Source organism: Rhodococcus sp. YH1 (assembly GCF_009939605.1).
Taxonomy (GTDB): Bacteria; Actinomycetota; Actinomycetes; order Mycobacteriales; family Mycobacteriaceae; genus Rhodococcus; species Rhodococcus aetherivorans.
Window position 1 is genome coordinate 1 of sequence record NZ_WVTE01000031.1, and the last position, 16,873, is coordinate 16,873.

A 16,873-nucleotide genomic window follows, 5' to 3' on the forward strand; every position below is an offset into this window, starting at 1 on the left:
TGCAGGAGCTGGCCGCGCGGGCCGGGGCCGGCCGCGGGCTGACCAGGCCGGAGATCGCGGTGCTGCTCGCGCGGTCGAAGAACGTCGTGTGCCGGGACCTGCTCGAGTCGGATGTGCCCGACGACCCCGTCTTCGCCGACGTCGCCCAGGCGTACTTCCCCGAACGCATGCGCGGACTGCTGCAGGACGAGATCCGGGATCATCCCCTGCGCCGCGAGATCGTCGCGACCCGGATCGCCTCCGACCTCGTCGACCACGTCGGACCGGGGATGATCTATCAGCTCGAGGAACGACTCGGGGTGCGCACGCCGGCGGTCGCACGGGCGTACGCGGTGATCCGGGCGGTGTTCGACACGGACCGGTTGTGGGCCGAGGCGCGGGACCGCCCCGGTTCCGCCGCCGAACGCTGGGCGCGGCTCGGCACCGTGCAGAATTTCGTCGAGCATGCGGCCTCGTGGATCCTGCGGCTGCGGCCGTCGCCGCTTGACGTGAGCGCCGAGATCACCCGGCTGCGTGCCGGAGTGGAGGACCTGCTGAGCGACACCGGGGCGGACGGGGGGCCGGACTTCCGGCTACTCGGCGAGTACCCGGCCCTGGTCGACACGGCGTACACGCTGAACTGCCCGGCGCGCACCGTCGCCCGGGTGCACGCCGGCACGGGTTCGCTGCTGGGGCTCGACGGGACGTCGCCGGACCTGTCCGCCGGATCCCACACCTGGTGGGACAGCACGGCGATCGCCACGGTGCGGGACGAGCTCGCCGAACGCCACCACGCCCTCGTCGCCGCGATCCTGCGCCGGGACGGCACCCCGTTCGCTCCGGCCGACGTCGACGAGGTCCTGGCGCGGTGGCAGCGGCGGGTCCCGGACGCGATCGCCCGGGTGACGCGCCTGACCACCGAACTGCGCGAGGACGGGCTCGTCGATCTGCCGCGGGCGTGCACGCTCGGCGCGGAACTGCGCCTGCTCGTGCGCGAGAGTCATTGAGTGTGGTGCCCTTTCGGACCGGTGGAGATCCGAAAGGGCACCACGGCGGCGAGCCACCAGAGTGTCACCGCGGCGAGCCGCCACAGTGTCACGGCGGCGAGCCGCCTATATTTCGAGTTCGCCCATGCGGGACCACTCGACGCCGGGGATCTCGGTGTGGAGGATCCGCGGGGTCTCGCTCAGCGCCGGGCGCATGGCGTCGAGCCCCTTGCGGAAGTGGTCGGCACCGACGTGGGCGGCACCGGCCTCACCGTCGCGGAACGCCTCGACGAGCACATACTCGGACGGGTCGTCCACGCTGCGCGACCACTCGAACCACAGATTGCCCGGTTCGGCCCGCGTCGACTCGGTGAATTCCTTTGTGAGGGCGACCCAGTCGTCCCGGTATTCGGGACGGACCCGGAACCTGACCACGATGAAGATCATTGCGCACTCCGTTCCTGTCGAGCCGTGGTGGGCACGGCGGCGGCCGGTTGCCTCGGAGGGAAGCGACCGACGAGGCCCGGCCGCCGCCGAGACGATCCCCCGGCGATCAGTAGATGTTGGACGGGCGGACCATGCCCTCGGCCAGGTCCCCGAAGCCGGGCGCGTGGATCGCCCCGGGGTTTCCGAAGACCTCCTCCACGATCGCGGTCTCGGTGGTGATGAGCAGCGCCGCGATGGACGCGGCGCTCTCGAGCGCGGCGCGGGTGACCTTGAACGGGTCGACGACGCCCTCGTCGAACATGTCGCCGTACTTGCCGGAGAGCGCGTTGAACCCGTGTCCCGACGGCAGCCCCGCGACGACCTCCACGACCTCGTCGCCGTCGAAGCCGGCGTTGACCGCGATCCACCGGAGCGGCTCGGGCAGGGCACGCCGCACCACGTCGCGGCCGATGCCTTCGTCGCCGGACAGGTCGAGGTCGGCCAGCGCCCGGTGCGCCTGCCCCAGGGCGGTGCCGCCCCCGGCGACGATGCCGTCCTCGAGGGCGGCCCGGGTGGCGGCCAGGGCGTCCTCGACGCGCAGCATGCGTTCCTTGAGTTCGACGCTGGTGGCGCCGCCGACGCGGATGACGGCGACCCGCCCGGTGAGCCGGGCGATGCGCAGCTGGAGGCTGTCCTGGTCTGCGTCGATCCGGGCCCGTCCGAGCTGCGCCTCGAGCTGCGCGATCCGCGCATCGAGGAGACTCTGATCGCCGTGGCCGCCGACGATCGTCGTCTCGTTCTCGGTGACGGTGATGCGGTCGCAGGAACCGAGGTGCTCGGCCGTCACCTCGGACAGTTCGACGCCGGTGTCCTTGGCGACGACGTGCCCGCCCAGCGCGACCGCGAGGTCCTGCAGCTCGGCGACGCGCCGGTGCCCGAAGCCGGGCGCCCGCACGACGACGGACTGCATGGTGTTGTGCATGTTGCCGCCGACGAGGAGCTGCAGGGCGGGGCCGTCGACGTCCTCGGCCAGCACGACGAGGGGCCGATCGGCGCGCTTGGCCGCCTCGATGCTCGGCATGATCTCCTGCACCTGGGTGATCTTCTTGTTGGTCAACAGGATCAGCGGATTCTCGTGGACCGCTTCCATGCGTTCGGGGTTGGTCACCATGTAGCCGGAGATGTAGCCGTGGTCGAATTCGATGCCGTCGACGACGCTCACCGACATCCCGAGGGTCTCGCTCTCCTCGGTGGTGACGATGCCGGACCTGCCCACGTGGGAGACCGCCTCGGCGATGGCCTCGCCGATGGCCTCGTCGTCGCTCGCGGCGAGGGTCGCGATGCGCTCGAGATCCTTGCGTCCGTCGACCTGCACCGACCGGTCCCGCAGTGCCTCGACGACGACGGGAACGGTGCGTTCGATGCCGCGCCGCACCCGCATGGGATTGGCACCGGCGTCGACGGCCCGCATCCCCTCGCGGACCATGGCCTGCGCCAGCACGGTCGCGGTCGTGGTGCCGTCACCGACGACGCCGTTGGTCTTCATCGCCACTTCCTTGACCAGCTGCGCGCCCATGTTGGCGAACGGGTCCCGCAGCTGGATCTCGCGGGCGATCGTGACACCGTCGTTGGTGATGGTGGGTGGGCCGGTCAGCTTCTCGAGCACCGCGTTGCGGCCCTTGGGGCCGAGGGTCACCTTGACCGCGTCGGCGAGCGCGTTGACCCCGTACTCGAGAAGGAGGCGTGCCTCCTGGTTGAACCGCAGATCCTTGGCCATGGCTGGACTTCCTTTCGTGCTGACTGTGCGGGGTGCGGTTCAGGGGACGAGGATCGCGCGGCCGCGGACCCGTCCCGCGTCGAGGTCGTCGATCGCCTGCTGGAACTGCTCGAGCGGATATTTCGTGGTGTGCAGCGTGACTTTTCCCTGGGCGGCGAGGGCCATGAGCTCCTGCAGGTCGTTGTAGGAGCCGACGAGATTGCCGATGAAGTTGATCTCGGTGGAGATCACGTCGATCGTGGGGACGTCGATGTTCTCGCCGTATCCGACCACGTAGTAGTTGCCGGCGCGGCGCAGCATCGCGACGCCGTCCCTCGTGGCGCCGTCCTCGCCGACGAAGTCCACGACGGCCTCGGCGCCGCGGCCGCCGGTCAGCTCGAGCACCTGCTGCACGTGGGTGCCGTCGGCGACGATGCCGTGGTCGGCACCGATCCCGACGGCCAGCGCGACGGCGGCCGGGTTGCGGTCCACCACGATCAGGGTCGCCGCGGAGACCGCCTTCAGGACCTGGATGCCGATGTGGCCGAGGCCGCCCGCGCCGATCATGACGCACACGTCGCCCGGTCGCGTCGCCCGCGCGGCCTTGGCGACCGCGTGGTAGGCCGTGAGCCCGGCGTCGGCGAGGGCTGCGACGTCGGACGGCTCGAGCGAGTCGTCGATCCGGACCACGCTGCGCGCGGTGGTGCGCAGGTACTCGGCGTAGCCACCGTTGGTGTCGATGCCGGGGAACCGGCTGTTCTCGCAGTGCACGTCGTCGCCGAACCGGCACGCGCGGCAGAGTCCGCACGTGATGAGGGGGTGGAGGATGACCTTGTCGCCGACGGCGACGTTGGTGACGGCGTCGCCGACGGCGTGGACCCAGCCGGCGTTCTCGTGGCCGATCGTGTACGGCAGGACGACGCCGCTCTTCTCGGCCCACTGCCCCTCGAGGATGTGGATGTCGGTGCGGCACACGCCCGCTCCACCGATGCGGACGACGACGTCGAGCGGGCCCTCGATCTTCGGCTCGGGGATCTCCTCGAGCTGGAGCTTGGTGTGGTACCCCACCACCTGCACGGCCTTCATGACACTCTCCTGACGATTGCGGAACAACTGGTTCGGACGTCGGCGACCCGGGGTGTTGCCGATCCGCCGTCGCCGTCGGCGTACCGGGTCGCGAGCAGCCCGCGGCAGAAGTGTGCGTTCCCCTCTATGGAGATCCGCACGGACTTGGCGAACCGCAGCCGCATCGGTACCGCCTCACGGGGGATCGGCCGCCCGTCGTCGTCGACGAACACCCGGCTGGCCGGGCACAGGCTCAGGCCGATGTCGAGCCGCCGGCGTATCAGGGCCGCCTTCTGCCGGCCGGGCGGGATGTCGCTCAGCGTCAGCGACGGGATGTCGTCGACGGTGAGCTCCGAGTGCTTCAGCAGGTTCTCGAGGCAGCGTTCCAGGGCGGCGAGGTGCGCCTTGCGCCGGAACGTGCGGCGCAACTCGTCGAGGTTCTCCTCCGCCTCGGAGCCGAAGGTGCCCCGGTAGCCGGCGTCGGCGGCGAGCCCGCGGTTGATCTTGCCGCTGTCGTGGTGGTCGTCGAGGAGGATCCGCACGTGCCCGATGTCCTCGATCGCCCGCAGGGCGTCCTGCGCGTCGGATGCCATGAGGTAGGCGAAGTTCGGCGAACAGAACGCGGTGGGCAGCCGCAGGTGCACGGTCACCCCGTCGTCGTCGAGGACCACCGACCGCACGAAGCCGAGATCGGTGATCGGTTCGTCCAGTTCGGGATCGACCACGGTGCCGAGCGCGGCGAGCACGTCGCTGCCCGACACCGGAGCCGCGGTCACGACGACACCGCCTGCTGGGCTCCCGCGGCGACCTCGACCCCCTCCTGTCCGGCCGGCTCGGGCAGCCGCAGGTGTTCCGGGACGTCGATGTCGTAGAGCGCCGCGGCGTTGAGGCCGAGGATCTTCTTCTTCTGTTCGACGGTGATCGGCGCGTATTCGGTCATGTCCTCCGGGATCTGGAAGTCCACGAACTTCTCGATCAGCCACTTCGGGGTCCACAGCGCGTAGTCGCTGGCGAACAGGATCTTGTCCTCGCCGATCCAGTAGAGCAATTCGCCGATGATCTGGGCGAAGTACCGGGGACGGGTGTGGATGAACGGCATCGCCACGGCCAGACCGCCGTACACGTTGGACTCCTGGGTGGCGATCCAGCAGAAGTCCTCGAGCCGGGGCAAGCCCACGTGTTCGACGACGAAGCGCAGATCGAGGTAGTCGGTGGCGACCTTGTCCACGTCGGCGACGTCGAAGGCGTCACGGTCCAGCGGCCGGATGGTGGGGCCCTTGTGCACGTGGATGTTCTTGATCCCCAGCTCGATGCACTCCTCGAGGTAGCGCCTCGACCACGGGTCGTCGAGCTTGTATCCGCGGGAGTCGCCGTGCCATTCGGCGGTGTAGAGCTTGACGCCCTGGAGGTTCATCCGTTCGGCGTCCCGGCGCAGCTGCTCGAGGCCGGCCTCCCCGTGGCGGGGATCGTAGGCATGGTTGTACGTGAGCTTGTCGGGGTGCTTGCGGGTGAGCCCGAACGCCTCCTCGGTCTGCCCGAACCCGTTCCGGTAGAAGTCGCTCAACAGGGTGGCCTGGAAGATCGCGTGGTCCACGTGACCGTCCACGAACAGGTCCTTCATGAGGCGTTCGCCGCCGTAGTAGGTGTAGGTGTCGTAGTCCCACACCTCCTCCTCGGGGCTGAGGTTCTTGTGGTAGTCGTAGAAGCAGTCGATGAACTGCCGCCCGTGCACGTTCTTCTGGTTCGACTCGCGGCCGTCCCAGATGTGCACGTGCCCGTCCACGATGAAGTACTGCTGCCCGTCCTTCTCGTACATCGCTTCCCTCGTTCTGTCGTGTGCCGGTGGTGGATCGGGAGCCGTCCGGGCCCGGTCTGCGGGCCCGGACGGCCGCGGTCAGTGCGCCGTGAGATCGAATCCGATGTACTCGGCGGCGTCCTCGGGACTGGCGAAGAGCATGGTCTTGTCATCGAGGTGCACCATGCGCCCGTAGTGGGTGGAGCTGATCTCCTCGAAGACGGAGCCGTCGAAGTCGGAGCCGAGAGCGTCGGTGAGTTCCTCGTAGTCGAACTCGAGGCGGTTGACGCCGTCGACGCGGATCATCGACGGGTACTCCGTCAGCTGCACGCCGTCCTTGGCGCCCATGACCTCGGCGACCACGCGGCCGATCGGGGTGTTCATCAGGGTGACGCCACACATGTTGGAGAACTCGGTGGACGATCCGAATTGCATGCTCACTTGTCCAGCTCCTTCGCGATGTCGAGCCCGATGTCCTCGAGCAGGGAACGGAACTTCGCCTCGGCCGCCTCGAGGCTGGAGGCGAAGGTGACCGCCTTGTCGGCCGGCTGCGACCAGATCGGCTGCAGGGCGCGCGCGGCGTCGAGGCAGCGCGGCACCCAGGTCGCCAGCCAGGTCCCGAACAGCTCCCTGTTCGATTCGCCGAACTGCTCGTCGCGGGTGAGCAGCCGGAAGAGGTTGCGCGTGTACGCGAGATCCCGGTCGTAGTCGTGCTCACCGGTGCCGACGATCGTCGGCGTGATGTAGTCGCCGTTGCGGGCGGCGATCTGCATGACCAGTTCGCTGCGGAACAGCGAGCCGACGAGCTGCTCGAAGACGATGTTGGTGGCGAAGAGCAGCTCGCACCAGTCCGGCACAGCGGTGAGCCGTTCGACGACCTCGCGGGTGGGCTGCCATTCGGGCGCCGACTGCCAGACCTCCTTGTGGGCGGCCCCGTCGAACGGTATCCCGGCCTCGGACAGGTCGAGGTTGAACAGCGCGAGGTCCTGCGCGAACCGCATCTTGTGTGCCGCGTTGACCGCCACCGCGGTGTTGATCATGTTCGTGGGCCCGGACCGCTGGATGGAGGTGAACACGTGCAGCGCCAGGCCGTTCTCGGCGTGCATCCAGGCGCCGAGGTTGCGTTCGATGAACTTCAGCCACGGCGTGTTCCAGCCGTCGTAGGCGCGGGCGCGCTTGGCGTTCTGCAGGCACAGATCGACCTGGCGCACGACCGCCGCGTTGTTGCGGTAGATCGTCTGGTCCCACTCCTCGTTCGGGTCGAGGAAGGCGTGCCAGTTCGACGACTTCGCGGCCGTCCATTCCTTCGGGTATCCGCCCGGTCCGTCGCCGAAGCCGTAGATCCAGCCCTGCGACAGGTGCCGCTCGGGATCGGGCTGCACGTCGACGGTGACGTCCTCGTACATCGTCGACCGCTTCTTGGCCGGCGTGTAGTAGGTGAAGGTGCGGCTGCGGGAGCTGGGAAAGTCCAGCGCGCCGGCTTCGGAGTCGGTGAACTCGATCTTCGGGAAGCTACGGTGCTTGGAGTCGGTAGATGCGGTCATCTCGTTTCTCACTTCTGTCGGTGAAGGAGCAGGGTGGTTTCCTACGGCGCCTACTCGAAGGCGGGGCTGGTGAACTTGTCGTAGAAGATCTGGTCTTTCGGGGTGTTGTGCACCTCGAGCAATTCCAGGGCTGCATCGACCATGGGGGGTGGCCCGCACAGGTAGACCTCGCTCCGGTGGATGTCCGGCTCGCGGCGGTCCACGATGTCGGTGACGTTGCCTTCCTCGACCTCCGGGAGTCCGGACGGCACCGGCTCCGCCGACTCCGAGAGGCAGGGCACGAACACGAAGTCCGTCAGGGTCTTTCCCAGTTCGAGGATCTCTTCGAGGTAGAACAGATCCGCCGGCGTGCGGGCACCGTAGTAGAACCGGACGGGCCGGGTGCTGCCGGTCTCGCTCATGTGCCGCAGGAGCGAGAGGATCGGGGCCATGCCGGCGCCGCCGCCGATGAAGACCACCGGCAGGACGTGACCGTCCTTGAGGGTGAAGGATCCGTACGGTCCGGTCAGGGTGATCTCGTCGCCCACCGAGATGCCGTCCTCGAGCAAGCCGGCGAACTTGCCACCGGGGTACTTCTTGATGAGGAACTCGACATGTCCCGGCGTCGATCGGGTCGTCGCCATGGAGAAGGACCGATGTTCCTCGGTTCCCGGTATCTGCAGGTCGGAGTACTGACCAGGTTTGAACTCGTACTCCGTGGGTTCGACGGGCTGCAGTTGCAGCGACACAATGTCCTTGGTCATCGGCTCGATCGCGGTGATCCGGGTGCGCACTTCTTGGATGGGGATACCACCCAGGAGTTCGTCCTCGTCGAAATTGAGCAGTTCGATGGTGCAGTCGCTGTATGCAGTCGAGCGGCAGAGCAGTACGTGCCCCTCGTCGGTCTCGGCGTCGTTGCAGGCGAACGTCGAATAGTCCTCCATCTGGATGTCGCCGTCGAGGACAAAGGATTTGCAGGCCGAGCAACGCCCCTCGCGGCAGCCGTGCATCAGATGGATGCCCTGCCGGAAGGCGGCGTCGAGGATGTACTCGTCCTCGCCGACTTCCATCTCGATGTCGACGGGCTCGAAATTGATGCGGTGCTTGTCGGCCACGGGGGTGTCTCCTGGGCTCGTGGAATGAATGGTGAGGCGGTGGGTGGCGCCGGAGTGGCCGCGGCGCCACCCACCGAGCCTGAATCAGGCAGGAACTGCGCCGCCGGCGCGGTACGCGGCGATGTGGGCGTCGCGTTCTGCGTCGGACATCTGGTTCAGCAACACGTTCGGGCTCTGGAAGGTGTTGCCCCGCACGTCGTCGAGGGTCCACATCTTCTTCGGGTCGAGGTCGAGGTGCGGCTGACCGACGAGGGTCTTGCCGTCGTCGCGCACGTACCCGAGGTCCTGCACGATGTCGGCGAGATCCTTGTCGTGGTGCAGGGTCTCCCATTCACGGAAACCGGTGAGGCGGCCCATGTTCGGGGTGGGACGTCCCTCGTACTCGCTGCGGAACGCGACGGCGTCGGTCCAGTAGCAGGTCTCCGAGCAGTAGGTCCGCCACTGGTCGTCCACCTTCTCCACGACCATGTCCTCGCGGATGAGGGCGGGCACCATGCACGTCCAGCAGCGGTGCGGGTACTGGTATCCCACCTCCTCGAACGCGATCGGCTTGTTGCGGCCGGGGTAGGCGAGGCGGTTGTAGTTCTCCCACCACTTGCCGTACTTGGAATACCAGCCCGGGTACTTGTGCTCGAACCACTCGAAGTCCGCGTCGGTCATGGCGTCGATCCGCCAGTAGTTCACCGGCCAGCCCGTCGCGAAGAACCGGGCCACCTCGTGGACGTAGCCCTTCTCGGTGATGCGCTTCCACGCCTCCTCGACGAGGTCGTGCGGAATGGTCAGCCCGTACTTCTCGAGCGGGATGAGGTAGCTGCGGTAGTAGTCGTCGTAGATCCACCGCCGCCACATCTCGGCGTAGCTCTCGCGATCCTTGCGGCGGTCCTTGGTGCCGTACTCGATGAAGGTGCCGATCGCGGCGTCGACCACGCAGTGGTTGTTCCACCACGCGTAGCGCAGGTCCCGCTCGAGCAGCGGCCGGTTCCGCTCGTCGGCCAGCGCCATGAGCAGGATCGAGTAGCCGTTGGAGATGTGCCGCGACTCGTCGGACTGCACCGAATGGAACACGGTGGGCAGCAGGTAGTCGCCGTTGGCGGCCGCCTCGTCGGGCATCGCCACGAACAGGGTGTTCGTGAAGGCCGTCTCCGCGACCACGGTCAGGTAGATGTTGGCCGCGGTGATCGCGTCACCGGTGATGAAGCCCTCCCCGAACTGCCGGCCGATGGTGCCCGCGTAGTTGTTCGCGAACGCCTTCTCGGTCATGTCGAACCCGGCGGGGTCGATGTAGTTGTTCATGTAGAGCTTCTTGAGGTTCATCTGGATCGTCGAGTGACGAACCTCGTCGATCATCTGCACGGCGAGCCCGTTGTGGATCTCGGGGTTGGGCACCGCGTCGATGGCCATCGGCATCGCGCGGGCCGCCGAGATCTCCGGGAACGGGATGATCGAGAGGAACAGCTTCTGCCACTCCAGCCAGCGCTGCTGGACCTGCCGGAACATGTTCCCGCGGATGGCGCCGTCCATCGCGCCGTAGACCCGGTTGTCCTTCTCCTCCTCCATGGGGAAGTAGGACCGCATGATCTGCTTGAGAGGGTCCTTCTTGGGGGCCTTCTCGAACGTGTAGTCGGTGCCGAAGCGGGTGGCCGGCGTCGCGAACGTCGGTTCCCACGACAGCTCGGTGATCTTCGCATGGGCCTTGGTCAGGCTCTGCCTACTCAATGTGCGCCTCCTGGATCGGGAGCCGGCTCGGTGCCAGCCGTGGACGGTGGGGTGTGGATGCAGATACAACCCGCGGGCGCCACCCCGATCTGTCTCAATGTGAGACGCAGGTCACATTCGGCACAATTACCCTTGTGGACGCAGGGCCCGATGAGAATGTCCCCGTGACAACTCCAGACGACCGGGAGACCGAGGTGGGTGAATTCAGCCGAAGCAGTTCCCAGGACCACACGTCACTCCGGGAGGCACGCGAGGCGTTCCACTCGGCCGATCAGGCCGCGGACGATCCCGGCGACCGCCGGGTCCGGAACTGGCTGCGGGTCTCGTGGCTGCGGTCTCGGGCGGCGAAGGTCGACGTGGACCGCCCGAGCGCCGGCTACGTCGAACCGCTCCCCGTCGACACCGTCCTCACCCGCGCGGCCCGCCCGGTGCTGTCCGCGCTGTCGGCGGAGATCGAGAACGAGCCGGTGTCCCTGATCCTCACCGACGCCAAGGGCACCGTGCTCAGCCGCTACGGCGGCGACCGCGGGCTGCTGACCGCCCTGGACCGGGTCGACCTCGCTCCCGGCTTCCGCTACGCCGAGTCCCAGGTGGGGACCAACGGCATCGGGACCGCGCTCGAGGTCGGTGCACCCCTGCTGATCCGGGGGGACGAGCACTACAGCGGGCACCTGCGGTTGTTCTCCTGCGCCGGGGCCCTGGTGACGCACCCGATCACCGGGACACTCCTCGGCGTCGTGGACCTGACCACCAAGACCGAGAACACGAACTCGCTGCTGTTGTCCTTCGCCAAGCTGGCCGCCACCCGCATCAGGGAACGGATCCTCGAGGAGGCCAACGAACTGGACCGGGCCCTCCTGCACGACTACCACGCGGCCTGCCAGCATTCGGGTCGCCCGGTCATCGCCGTCGGCGACGAGGTCCTGATGATGAACGCCCAGACCCAGCAGCAGTTCGACTCACGCGACCAGGCCGCGATCATCGACCGGACCCGCGACGCCCGCGGGCGGGCCGAACCGTTCACGATGCTCGCCGACCTGCCGAGCGGGATCACGGCGCGGCTGTCCTACCAGCCGACCTTCGTCGAGGACAGGCTCGCGGGCGGGGTCGTGCGGATCAAGGAGCAACTCGCCCGGACCCGGAGCCCGCGCGCCGCGAAGCAGCCGGCGTTGCGCGCGCTGGCGGGTCGCAGCGCGCAGTGGCAGCACACCGTCCACGGCGTCGTCGAGGCCTGCCGGCGACGGGAATGGCTCGTGCTCGACGGCGAGCCCGGGGTCGGCAAGACCGCGCTGATCCGGGCCGCGCACGAGCACGTCCGGAGCGACCGCGGCCTCGCGGTGCTCGACGCGGCCGCGGTCGACGGCGGGGAGCTGCTGGAGCAGGCGTCGGCCACGCTCGAGGGCGGCTCCGACCTGGCGGTGCTGCACGCCCATGCGCTCGGCGACGACGATCTCGCCGGTCTCGGCCAGCTCCTGCAGACCGTCACGCCGGACACCCTTCCGGACGACCCGTGGGTGGCGCTGACCATGCAACCCCCGCAGGAGGAGAGCGACACCCACTCCCTGCTCCGGCTCTTTCCGAAGACGCTCTCCGTTCCCCCGCTGCGCCATCATCTCGAGGACGTCCCCGAGCTGGTGCGCTTCCTCCTCGACGCCGCCGGCGCCACCGACCTCACGCTCTCGCCGGCCGCGGCGAACCAGCTCATGCGACTGTCGTGGCAGGGGAACGTGACCCACCTGCGCAGCGTCCTCGAGGAGACCTGCCGGCGCCGGCGCTCGGGGACCGTCGAGATCGGCGACCTGCCCGCCGAGTGCCGGGCGACGACCCGCCGGAACCTGACCCGGCTCGAGTCCCTCGAGCGGGATGCGATCGTGGACGCACTGGCCCTGCACGGAGGCGACAAGGCGGCGGCCGCGAAGGCGCTCGGCATGTCGCGGGCGACGATCTACCGCAAGATCCGCGAGTTCGGCATCACCCTCTGATTCCGAATATCAAGTGCCCGTGTCAAATTGAGACACCGGGACACCGCTCCTCAGGAAACACTGCTGAGCGCAGAGACGTTCGCCCCACCAGCCCGGGGTGACCAGACAGGAGTGATCGATGACCGACCACAACGGACTCACCACCGCCGCCGGCGCGCCGGTGCCGGACAACCAGAACAGTCTCACGGCCGGGGCGCGCGGACCCATGCTGCTCCAGGACGTGTGGTTCCTCGAGAAGCTCGCGCACTTCGACCGCGAGGTCATCCCCGAACGACGGATGCATGCAAAGGGTTCCGGAGCATTCGGCACCTTCCGCGTCACGCACGACATCACCCGGCACACCAGGGCCGCGGTGTTCTCCGCCGTGGGCAAGCAGACCGAGGTGTTCGTCCGGTTCTCCACGGTCGCGGGGGAGCGCGGTGCCGCCGACGCCGAACGCGACATCCGCGGCTTCGCCGTCCGCTTCTACACCGAGGAGGGCAACTGGGACGTCGTCGGCAACAACACGCCGGTGTTCTTCTTCCGCGATCCGCTCAAGTTCCCCGACCTCAATCACGCCGTGAAGCGGGACCCCCGGACCAATCTGCGCGATCCCGAGAACAACTGGGACTTCTGGACCAACCTGCCGGAGGCACTGCACCAGGTCACGATCGTCATGTCCGACCGCGGCATCCCCGACGGGTACCGGCACATGCACGGATTCGGCTCGCACACCTTCTCGTTCGTCGATGCCGAGGGCACCCGTTCGTGGGTGAAGTTCCACTTCCGCACCCAGCAGGGCATCAGGAACCTCACCGACGAGGAGGCCGCGGCCGTGATCGCCGGCGACCGCGAATCCGCCCAGCGGGACCTGTACGAGGCGATCGAATCCGGCAACCACCCGAAGTGGACGCTGTACGTGCAGATCATGCCCGAGGCCGACGCGGCGGCGTACCGGTACCACCCCTTCGACCTGACCAAGGTGTGGTCCAAGAAGGACTACCCGCTCATCGAGGTCGGCGAGCTGGAACTGAACCGCAATCCGGACAACTACCACGCCGACGTCGAACAGGCCGCCTTCTCCCCGGCGAACATCGTTCCCGGCATCGGGTTCTCACCCGACCGGATGCTCCAGGGCCGGCTGTTCTCGTACGGGGACGCCGCGCGCTACCGGCTCGGCGTGAACCACCACCAGATCCCGGTGAACTGCCCCCGGGCCGCCGCGCACGTGAACTCCTTCCACCGCGACGGCGCGATGCGCGTGGACGGCAACCAGGGCAGCGTCCCGAGCATCGAACCGAACTCGTACGGCCGCTTCCGGGAGCAGCCCGAGTACGCCGAACCGCCGCTCGCGGTGGGCGCGGTCGCGGACCGGTTCGACCATCGGGCGGACGACGAGAACTATTTCGAGCAGCCGGGAATCCTGTTCCGCGGCATGTCCGCCGAGCAGCAGACCGTGCTGTTCGAGAACACCGCGCGTGCCATCACAGGGGCATCGGCGGCGACGATCGAGCGGCACATCGCCAACTGCACCCAGGCCGATCCGGCCTACGGCGAGGGAGTTCGCAAGGCCTGCGAGGCACTCGGCGCGCTGTGAGTCCCGTGGTGTCCCCCGGCCCCGTGCGGGTGCGGGGGACACCGCCTCACCCCAGCCAGTCCAGTACCGCGGCGGCGGTCCACGACTGCTGCATGCTGCCGAGCGGCTCGCCGGTGAACGGCTCGTAGTACTCGGCGAACGAGCCGTCGCTGGCCTGCCGCAGACCCTCCGCTCGCAGCAGGTGAGCGCGCTCCGCCCACCCGCGGCGGGCGAACGTCCACGAGAACAGCCACGTCATCACCGGCCACACCGGCCCGCGCCAGTACTCGCGCGGACGGAAATCCCGGGAGACGGGGGAGGTGGACGGCGGCACCGCGTAGCGCAGGTCGGGGTGGCCGCAGAACTTCGGGCCCTCGAAGGTGCGCAGCAGGGCCCGTTCGGTGCCGCGGGGCAGGCCACCGCACAACAACGGCGCGAACATCGCGAGCGTGTCGGTGGCCATCCAGCGGCCGCTGCGCAGGTCGAAGTCCTTGGCGGCGCCGGTGCGCGGATCGGTGGTGTCGAGCACGCCGCGGCGGAACCGGTCGGCGTACTCGTGCAGCTCGCGGACGTCGGCGTTCGGGCGCGAATGCTCCTCCCCGATGACGGCGAGCACGTCGCACGCGAGGGCGAACACGGCACTGACGAACACGTCCTCGACGGCGAAGCTCATGGCCGTGGCCAGGGCGTCGTCGTCGTAGCGCACTTCCTTCATCTCCTCGAGCAGCCACAGGTAGCGGGCGTACTCGGCGTCCGTCGGCCGCTGACTCGGGTCGCCGACGTGGGCGAGGTCCTCGCGCCGGAACGTCGGCACCGCGCCGGCGACGACGTTCGCGTAGGCCGCGTCCCACCGGGGCGAGTTGTCCATGCCCGATTCCCAACCGTGGTAGAGCGCGATGCGGCCGTTGCCGTCGAGGTCCCGGGCGCGGGCCAGCCACCGGTGCCAGCGCACCAGGTCGGGCCAGCGGCGGTCGAGGAACTCCTCGGCGACGGCGCGGGTGCTGCGGCCGTGCCGGCGGCTGTGGTCGAGGATGCGCTGCACCGCGATGGCGTGCACGGGCGGCTGAGTGATGCCCGACGTCTGCGGGCCCAGTGGCGCGGCGGCGGCGAGATCGGTACAGGCCCAGCGCGCCGGACCCGGAAAGTAACCGTCCACCCCGCTCGCGAACACGATGTGCGGGATCATGCCGTTGCGCCACTGCGCCGAGAGCAGGGTGTCGAGTTCGACGACGGCCCGCTCGACGCTCAACGGGGCCAGCCCCACCGCGACGAACGCCGCGTCCCAGCTCCACATGTGCGGATACAGCTTCGGGGCGGCACTGGTCATCGTGCCGAGGTCGTTACCGCGCAGCAGGTAGGCAGCCCGCGCGGCGAGCTGGGTGTGGGTGAATCCGCGGTCCGGCATCGCATCATTGTGCGACCGTCCCGGCGTGGGCGCGCGCCGAGGGGCAGGTGGACCGCCCGTCGCGGGGTGCCGGAAATCGGACATCTTCACGCGTCCCGACCGTTGTTTCTGTCCGAAACGGCGCATCGATCGGTGCCGACGCCCACCAACCTTCCCGCACGAGACCTACGGTGGGATCCGGAAACCGTCCCGCGGACCCGAGGAGTATCGGCAGATGAGGATCACCGGCGCAGTCCTGGAGGAGATCGGCCGGCCGCGGCCGTTCGCCGAGTCGAAACCGATCAACGTGTCCGAACTCGAGCTCGACGCGCCGGGACCGACCGAGCTGCTGGTAAAGATCGAGGCGGCCGGGGTGTGCCACTCCGATCTGAGCGTCGTGGACGGCAACCGGGTCCGCCCCGTACCGATGCTGCTCGGGCACGAGGCGGCCGGCCGCATCGTCGAGGTGGGCTCCTCCGTCGACGACTTCCGGGTGGGGCAGCGGGTGGTCATGTCGTTCCTGCCGAGATGCGAGGCGTGCGACAGCTGCGCGGAGGACGGCCGGCTGCCCTGCACGACCGGGTCCGCCACCAACAACGCCGGGGAACTGCTGCACGGCGGCCGTCGCCTGCACCGCGACGGCCACCCGGTGCACCACCACCTCGGGGTCTCGGGTTTCGCGACGCACGCGGTGATCGACCGCGCGTCGGCCGTCGCGGTCGACGACGACGTGCCGCCCGACGTCGCCGCGGTGCTCGGCTGTGCCGTGCTCACCGGCGGGGGCGCCGTTCTCAATGCGGCCCGGCCGCGGCCGCAGGACAGCGTCGCGATCGTCGGCCTCGGCGGGGTCGGCATGGCCGCCCTCCTCACGGCCGTCGCGCAGGGCGTCTCGCGCATCGTCGCGATCGACACCCTCGACGACAAGCTCACCCGCGCCCGCGAGCTGGGAGCACACGAGACCTACACGCCGGCCGGGGCGGTCGAGCGGGGCGTCAAGGCCCGGTACGTCATCGAGTGTGCCGGCAGTGCACGGGCGTTCGAGACCGCGTTCGGTCTCACGGCGCCCGGCGGCACGACCGTGACGGTCGGCCTGCCCGCGCCGGCCGCGACGGCGGCGATCTCCCCGTTGACGGTGACCGCGCAGGCACGCACGATCGTCGGCAGCTACCTCGGTTCGGCCGTGCCGCGCCGCGACATCCCCCAGTACGCGCGGATGTGGCGGGAGGGCCGGCTCCCGGTGGAGGAACTGATCTCCGCACGGATCCCCCTGTCGCGCATCAACGAGGCCATGGACCAGCTCGCCGACGGGCTGGCCGTGCGTCAGGTCATCATGTTCGACGACTGACGGTAAGAGGCCGAGTGCCGGTCGGTCCGGGACCAAGGTCCCGGACCGGATATATTGCGGGAAGTGGTTTTCCGGACGGCCGAGCGACCCGTCGAGCGGCACGGGACGAGGTGCCCGGCCGACCCGGCCACTCGGTCCCTCGCTGGGCGCCGGAGCGCTCCCTCGACTCTGTCGCCGTCGGCGGGACCGAGGACTCGGAGAAAGGGCCCAAAGTCTCCCGCCGACTGTGCCCATCGGCCGGAGCAC

At 68.9% G+C, this 16,873-nt stretch carries 13 protein-coding genes and 1 pseudogene; 4 read left to right on the forward strand and 10 right to left on the reverse strand.

All coding sequences use genetic code 11. The features are described from left to right. A pseudogene (locus AIIKEEIJ_RS03435) lies at window positions 1-986 on the forward strand (NAD-glutamate dehydrogenase domain-containing protein); the annotation flags it as partial. A 105-nt stretch (window positions 987-1,091) separates the two neighbouring features. Here the strand turns inward: AIIKEEIJ_RS03435 and AIIKEEIJ_RS03440 are convergent. From AIIKEEIJ_RS03440 to AIIKEEIJ_RS03480, 9 genes are all read right to left on the reverse strand, one after another. Beyond that, complete coding sequence (locus AIIKEEIJ_RS03440; RefSeq protein WP_006932137.1) at window positions 1,092-1,412, reverse strand: putative quinol monooxygenase; 321 nt, start codon at window positions 1,410-1,412, stop codon at window positions 1,092-1,094. A 106-nt stretch (window positions 1,413-1,518) separates the two neighbouring features. Further along, the gene (gene groL / locus AIIKEEIJ_RS03445; protein ID WP_161994941.1) at window positions 1,519-3,168 is read right to left on the reverse strand and encodes a chaperonin GroEL; all 1,650 of its coding nucleotides are present in this window, start codon (window positions 3,166-3,168) and stop codon (window positions 1,519-1,521) included. A 39-nt stretch (window positions 3,169-3,207) separates the two neighbouring features. Beyond that, window positions 3,208-4,233, reverse strand: coding sequence for an alcohol dehydrogenase catalytic domain-containing protein (locus AIIKEEIJ_RS03450; protein WP_161994942.1), 1,026 nt, complete (start codon window positions 4,231-4,233; stop codon window positions 3,208-3,210). Then, entirely contained in the window at window positions 4,230-4,988 is a 759-nt protein-coding gene (locus AIIKEEIJ_RS03455) for an iron-sulfur cluster assembly protein (protein ID WP_161994943.1), read from the reverse strand. The genes AIIKEEIJ_RS03450 and AIIKEEIJ_RS03455 overlap by 4 nt, the downstream gene beginning before the upstream one ends. Next, window positions 4,985-6,028 carry an amidohydrolase family protein gene (locus AIIKEEIJ_RS03460; RefSeq protein WP_006932128.1) on the reverse strand — a complete coding sequence of 348 codons (1,044 nt, stop codon included), beginning with the start codon at window positions 6,026-6,028 and terminating at the stop codon, window positions 4,985-4,987. The genes AIIKEEIJ_RS03455 and AIIKEEIJ_RS03460 overlap by 4 nt, the downstream gene beginning before the upstream one ends. 78 nt (window positions 6,029-6,106) lie before the next feature. Further along, window positions 6,107-6,448 (reverse strand): propane 2-monooxygenase effector subunit MimD, encoded by a 342-nt coding sequence (mimD, locus tag AIIKEEIJ_RS03465; RefSeq protein WP_006932127.1) that lies wholly within the window; start codon window positions 6,446-6,448, stop codon window positions 6,107-6,109. Then, the gene (locus AIIKEEIJ_RS03470; RefSeq protein ID WP_029546746.1) at window positions 6,445-7,551 is read right to left on the reverse strand and encodes an aromatic/alkene monooxygenase hydroxylase subunit beta; all 1,107 of its coding nucleotides are present in this window, start codon (window positions 7,549-7,551) and stop codon (window positions 6,445-6,447) included. Before AIIKEEIJ_RS03470 ends, mimD begins: the two co-directional genes overlap by 4 nt. A 50-nt stretch (window positions 7,552-7,601) precedes the next feature. Next, a complete protein-coding gene (locus AIIKEEIJ_RS03475; RefSeq protein ID WP_043801009.1) occupies window positions 7,602-8,645 on the reverse strand; it encodes an FAD-binding oxidoreductase in 1,044 nt (347 codons plus the stop codon). 84 nt (window positions 8,646-8,729) lie between these two features. Next, the gene (locus AIIKEEIJ_RS03480; protein WP_029546748.1) at window positions 8,730-10,361 is read right to left on the reverse strand and encodes a methane monooxygenase; all 1,632 of its coding nucleotides are present in this window, start codon (window positions 10,359-10,361) and stop codon (window positions 8,730-8,732) included. 164 nt (window positions 10,362-10,525) lie between these two features. Here AIIKEEIJ_RS03480 and AIIKEEIJ_RS03485 point away from each other — a divergent pair, with 164 nt between their 5' ends. Further along, window positions 10,526-12,343, forward strand: coding sequence for a sigma-54-dependent Fis family transcriptional regulator (locus AIIKEEIJ_RS03485; RefSeq protein ID WP_029546749.1), 1,818 nt, complete (start codon window positions 10,526-10,528; stop codon window positions 12,341-12,343). A 118-nt stretch (window positions 12,344-12,461) separates the two neighbouring features. After that, window positions 12,462-13,919: a catalase gene (locus AIIKEEIJ_RS03490; protein WP_029546750.1), complete on the forward strand. Its 1,458-nt coding sequence runs from the start codon at window positions 12,462-12,464 to the stop codon at window positions 13,917-13,919. A gap of 46 nt (window positions 13,920-13,965) precedes the next feature. On the opposite strand, the gene ggh is transcribed toward AIIKEEIJ_RS03490, so the two are convergent. Next, window positions 13,966-15,303 carry a glucosylglycerate hydrolase gene (ggh, locus tag AIIKEEIJ_RS03495; protein WP_006932115.1) on the reverse strand — a complete coding sequence of 446 codons (1,338 nt, stop codon included), beginning with the start codon at window positions 15,301-15,303 and terminating at the stop codon, window positions 13,966-13,968. A gap of 214 nt (window positions 15,304-15,517) precedes the next feature. Between ggh and AIIKEEIJ_RS03500 the strand changes: the two genes are divergently transcribed. Further along, entirely contained in the window at window positions 15,518-16,627 is a 1,110-nt protein-coding gene (locus AIIKEEIJ_RS03500) for an alcohol dehydrogenase catalytic domain-containing protein (RefSeq protein ID WP_161994944.1), read from the forward strand. Window positions 16,628-16,873 lie beyond the last annotated feature (246 nt).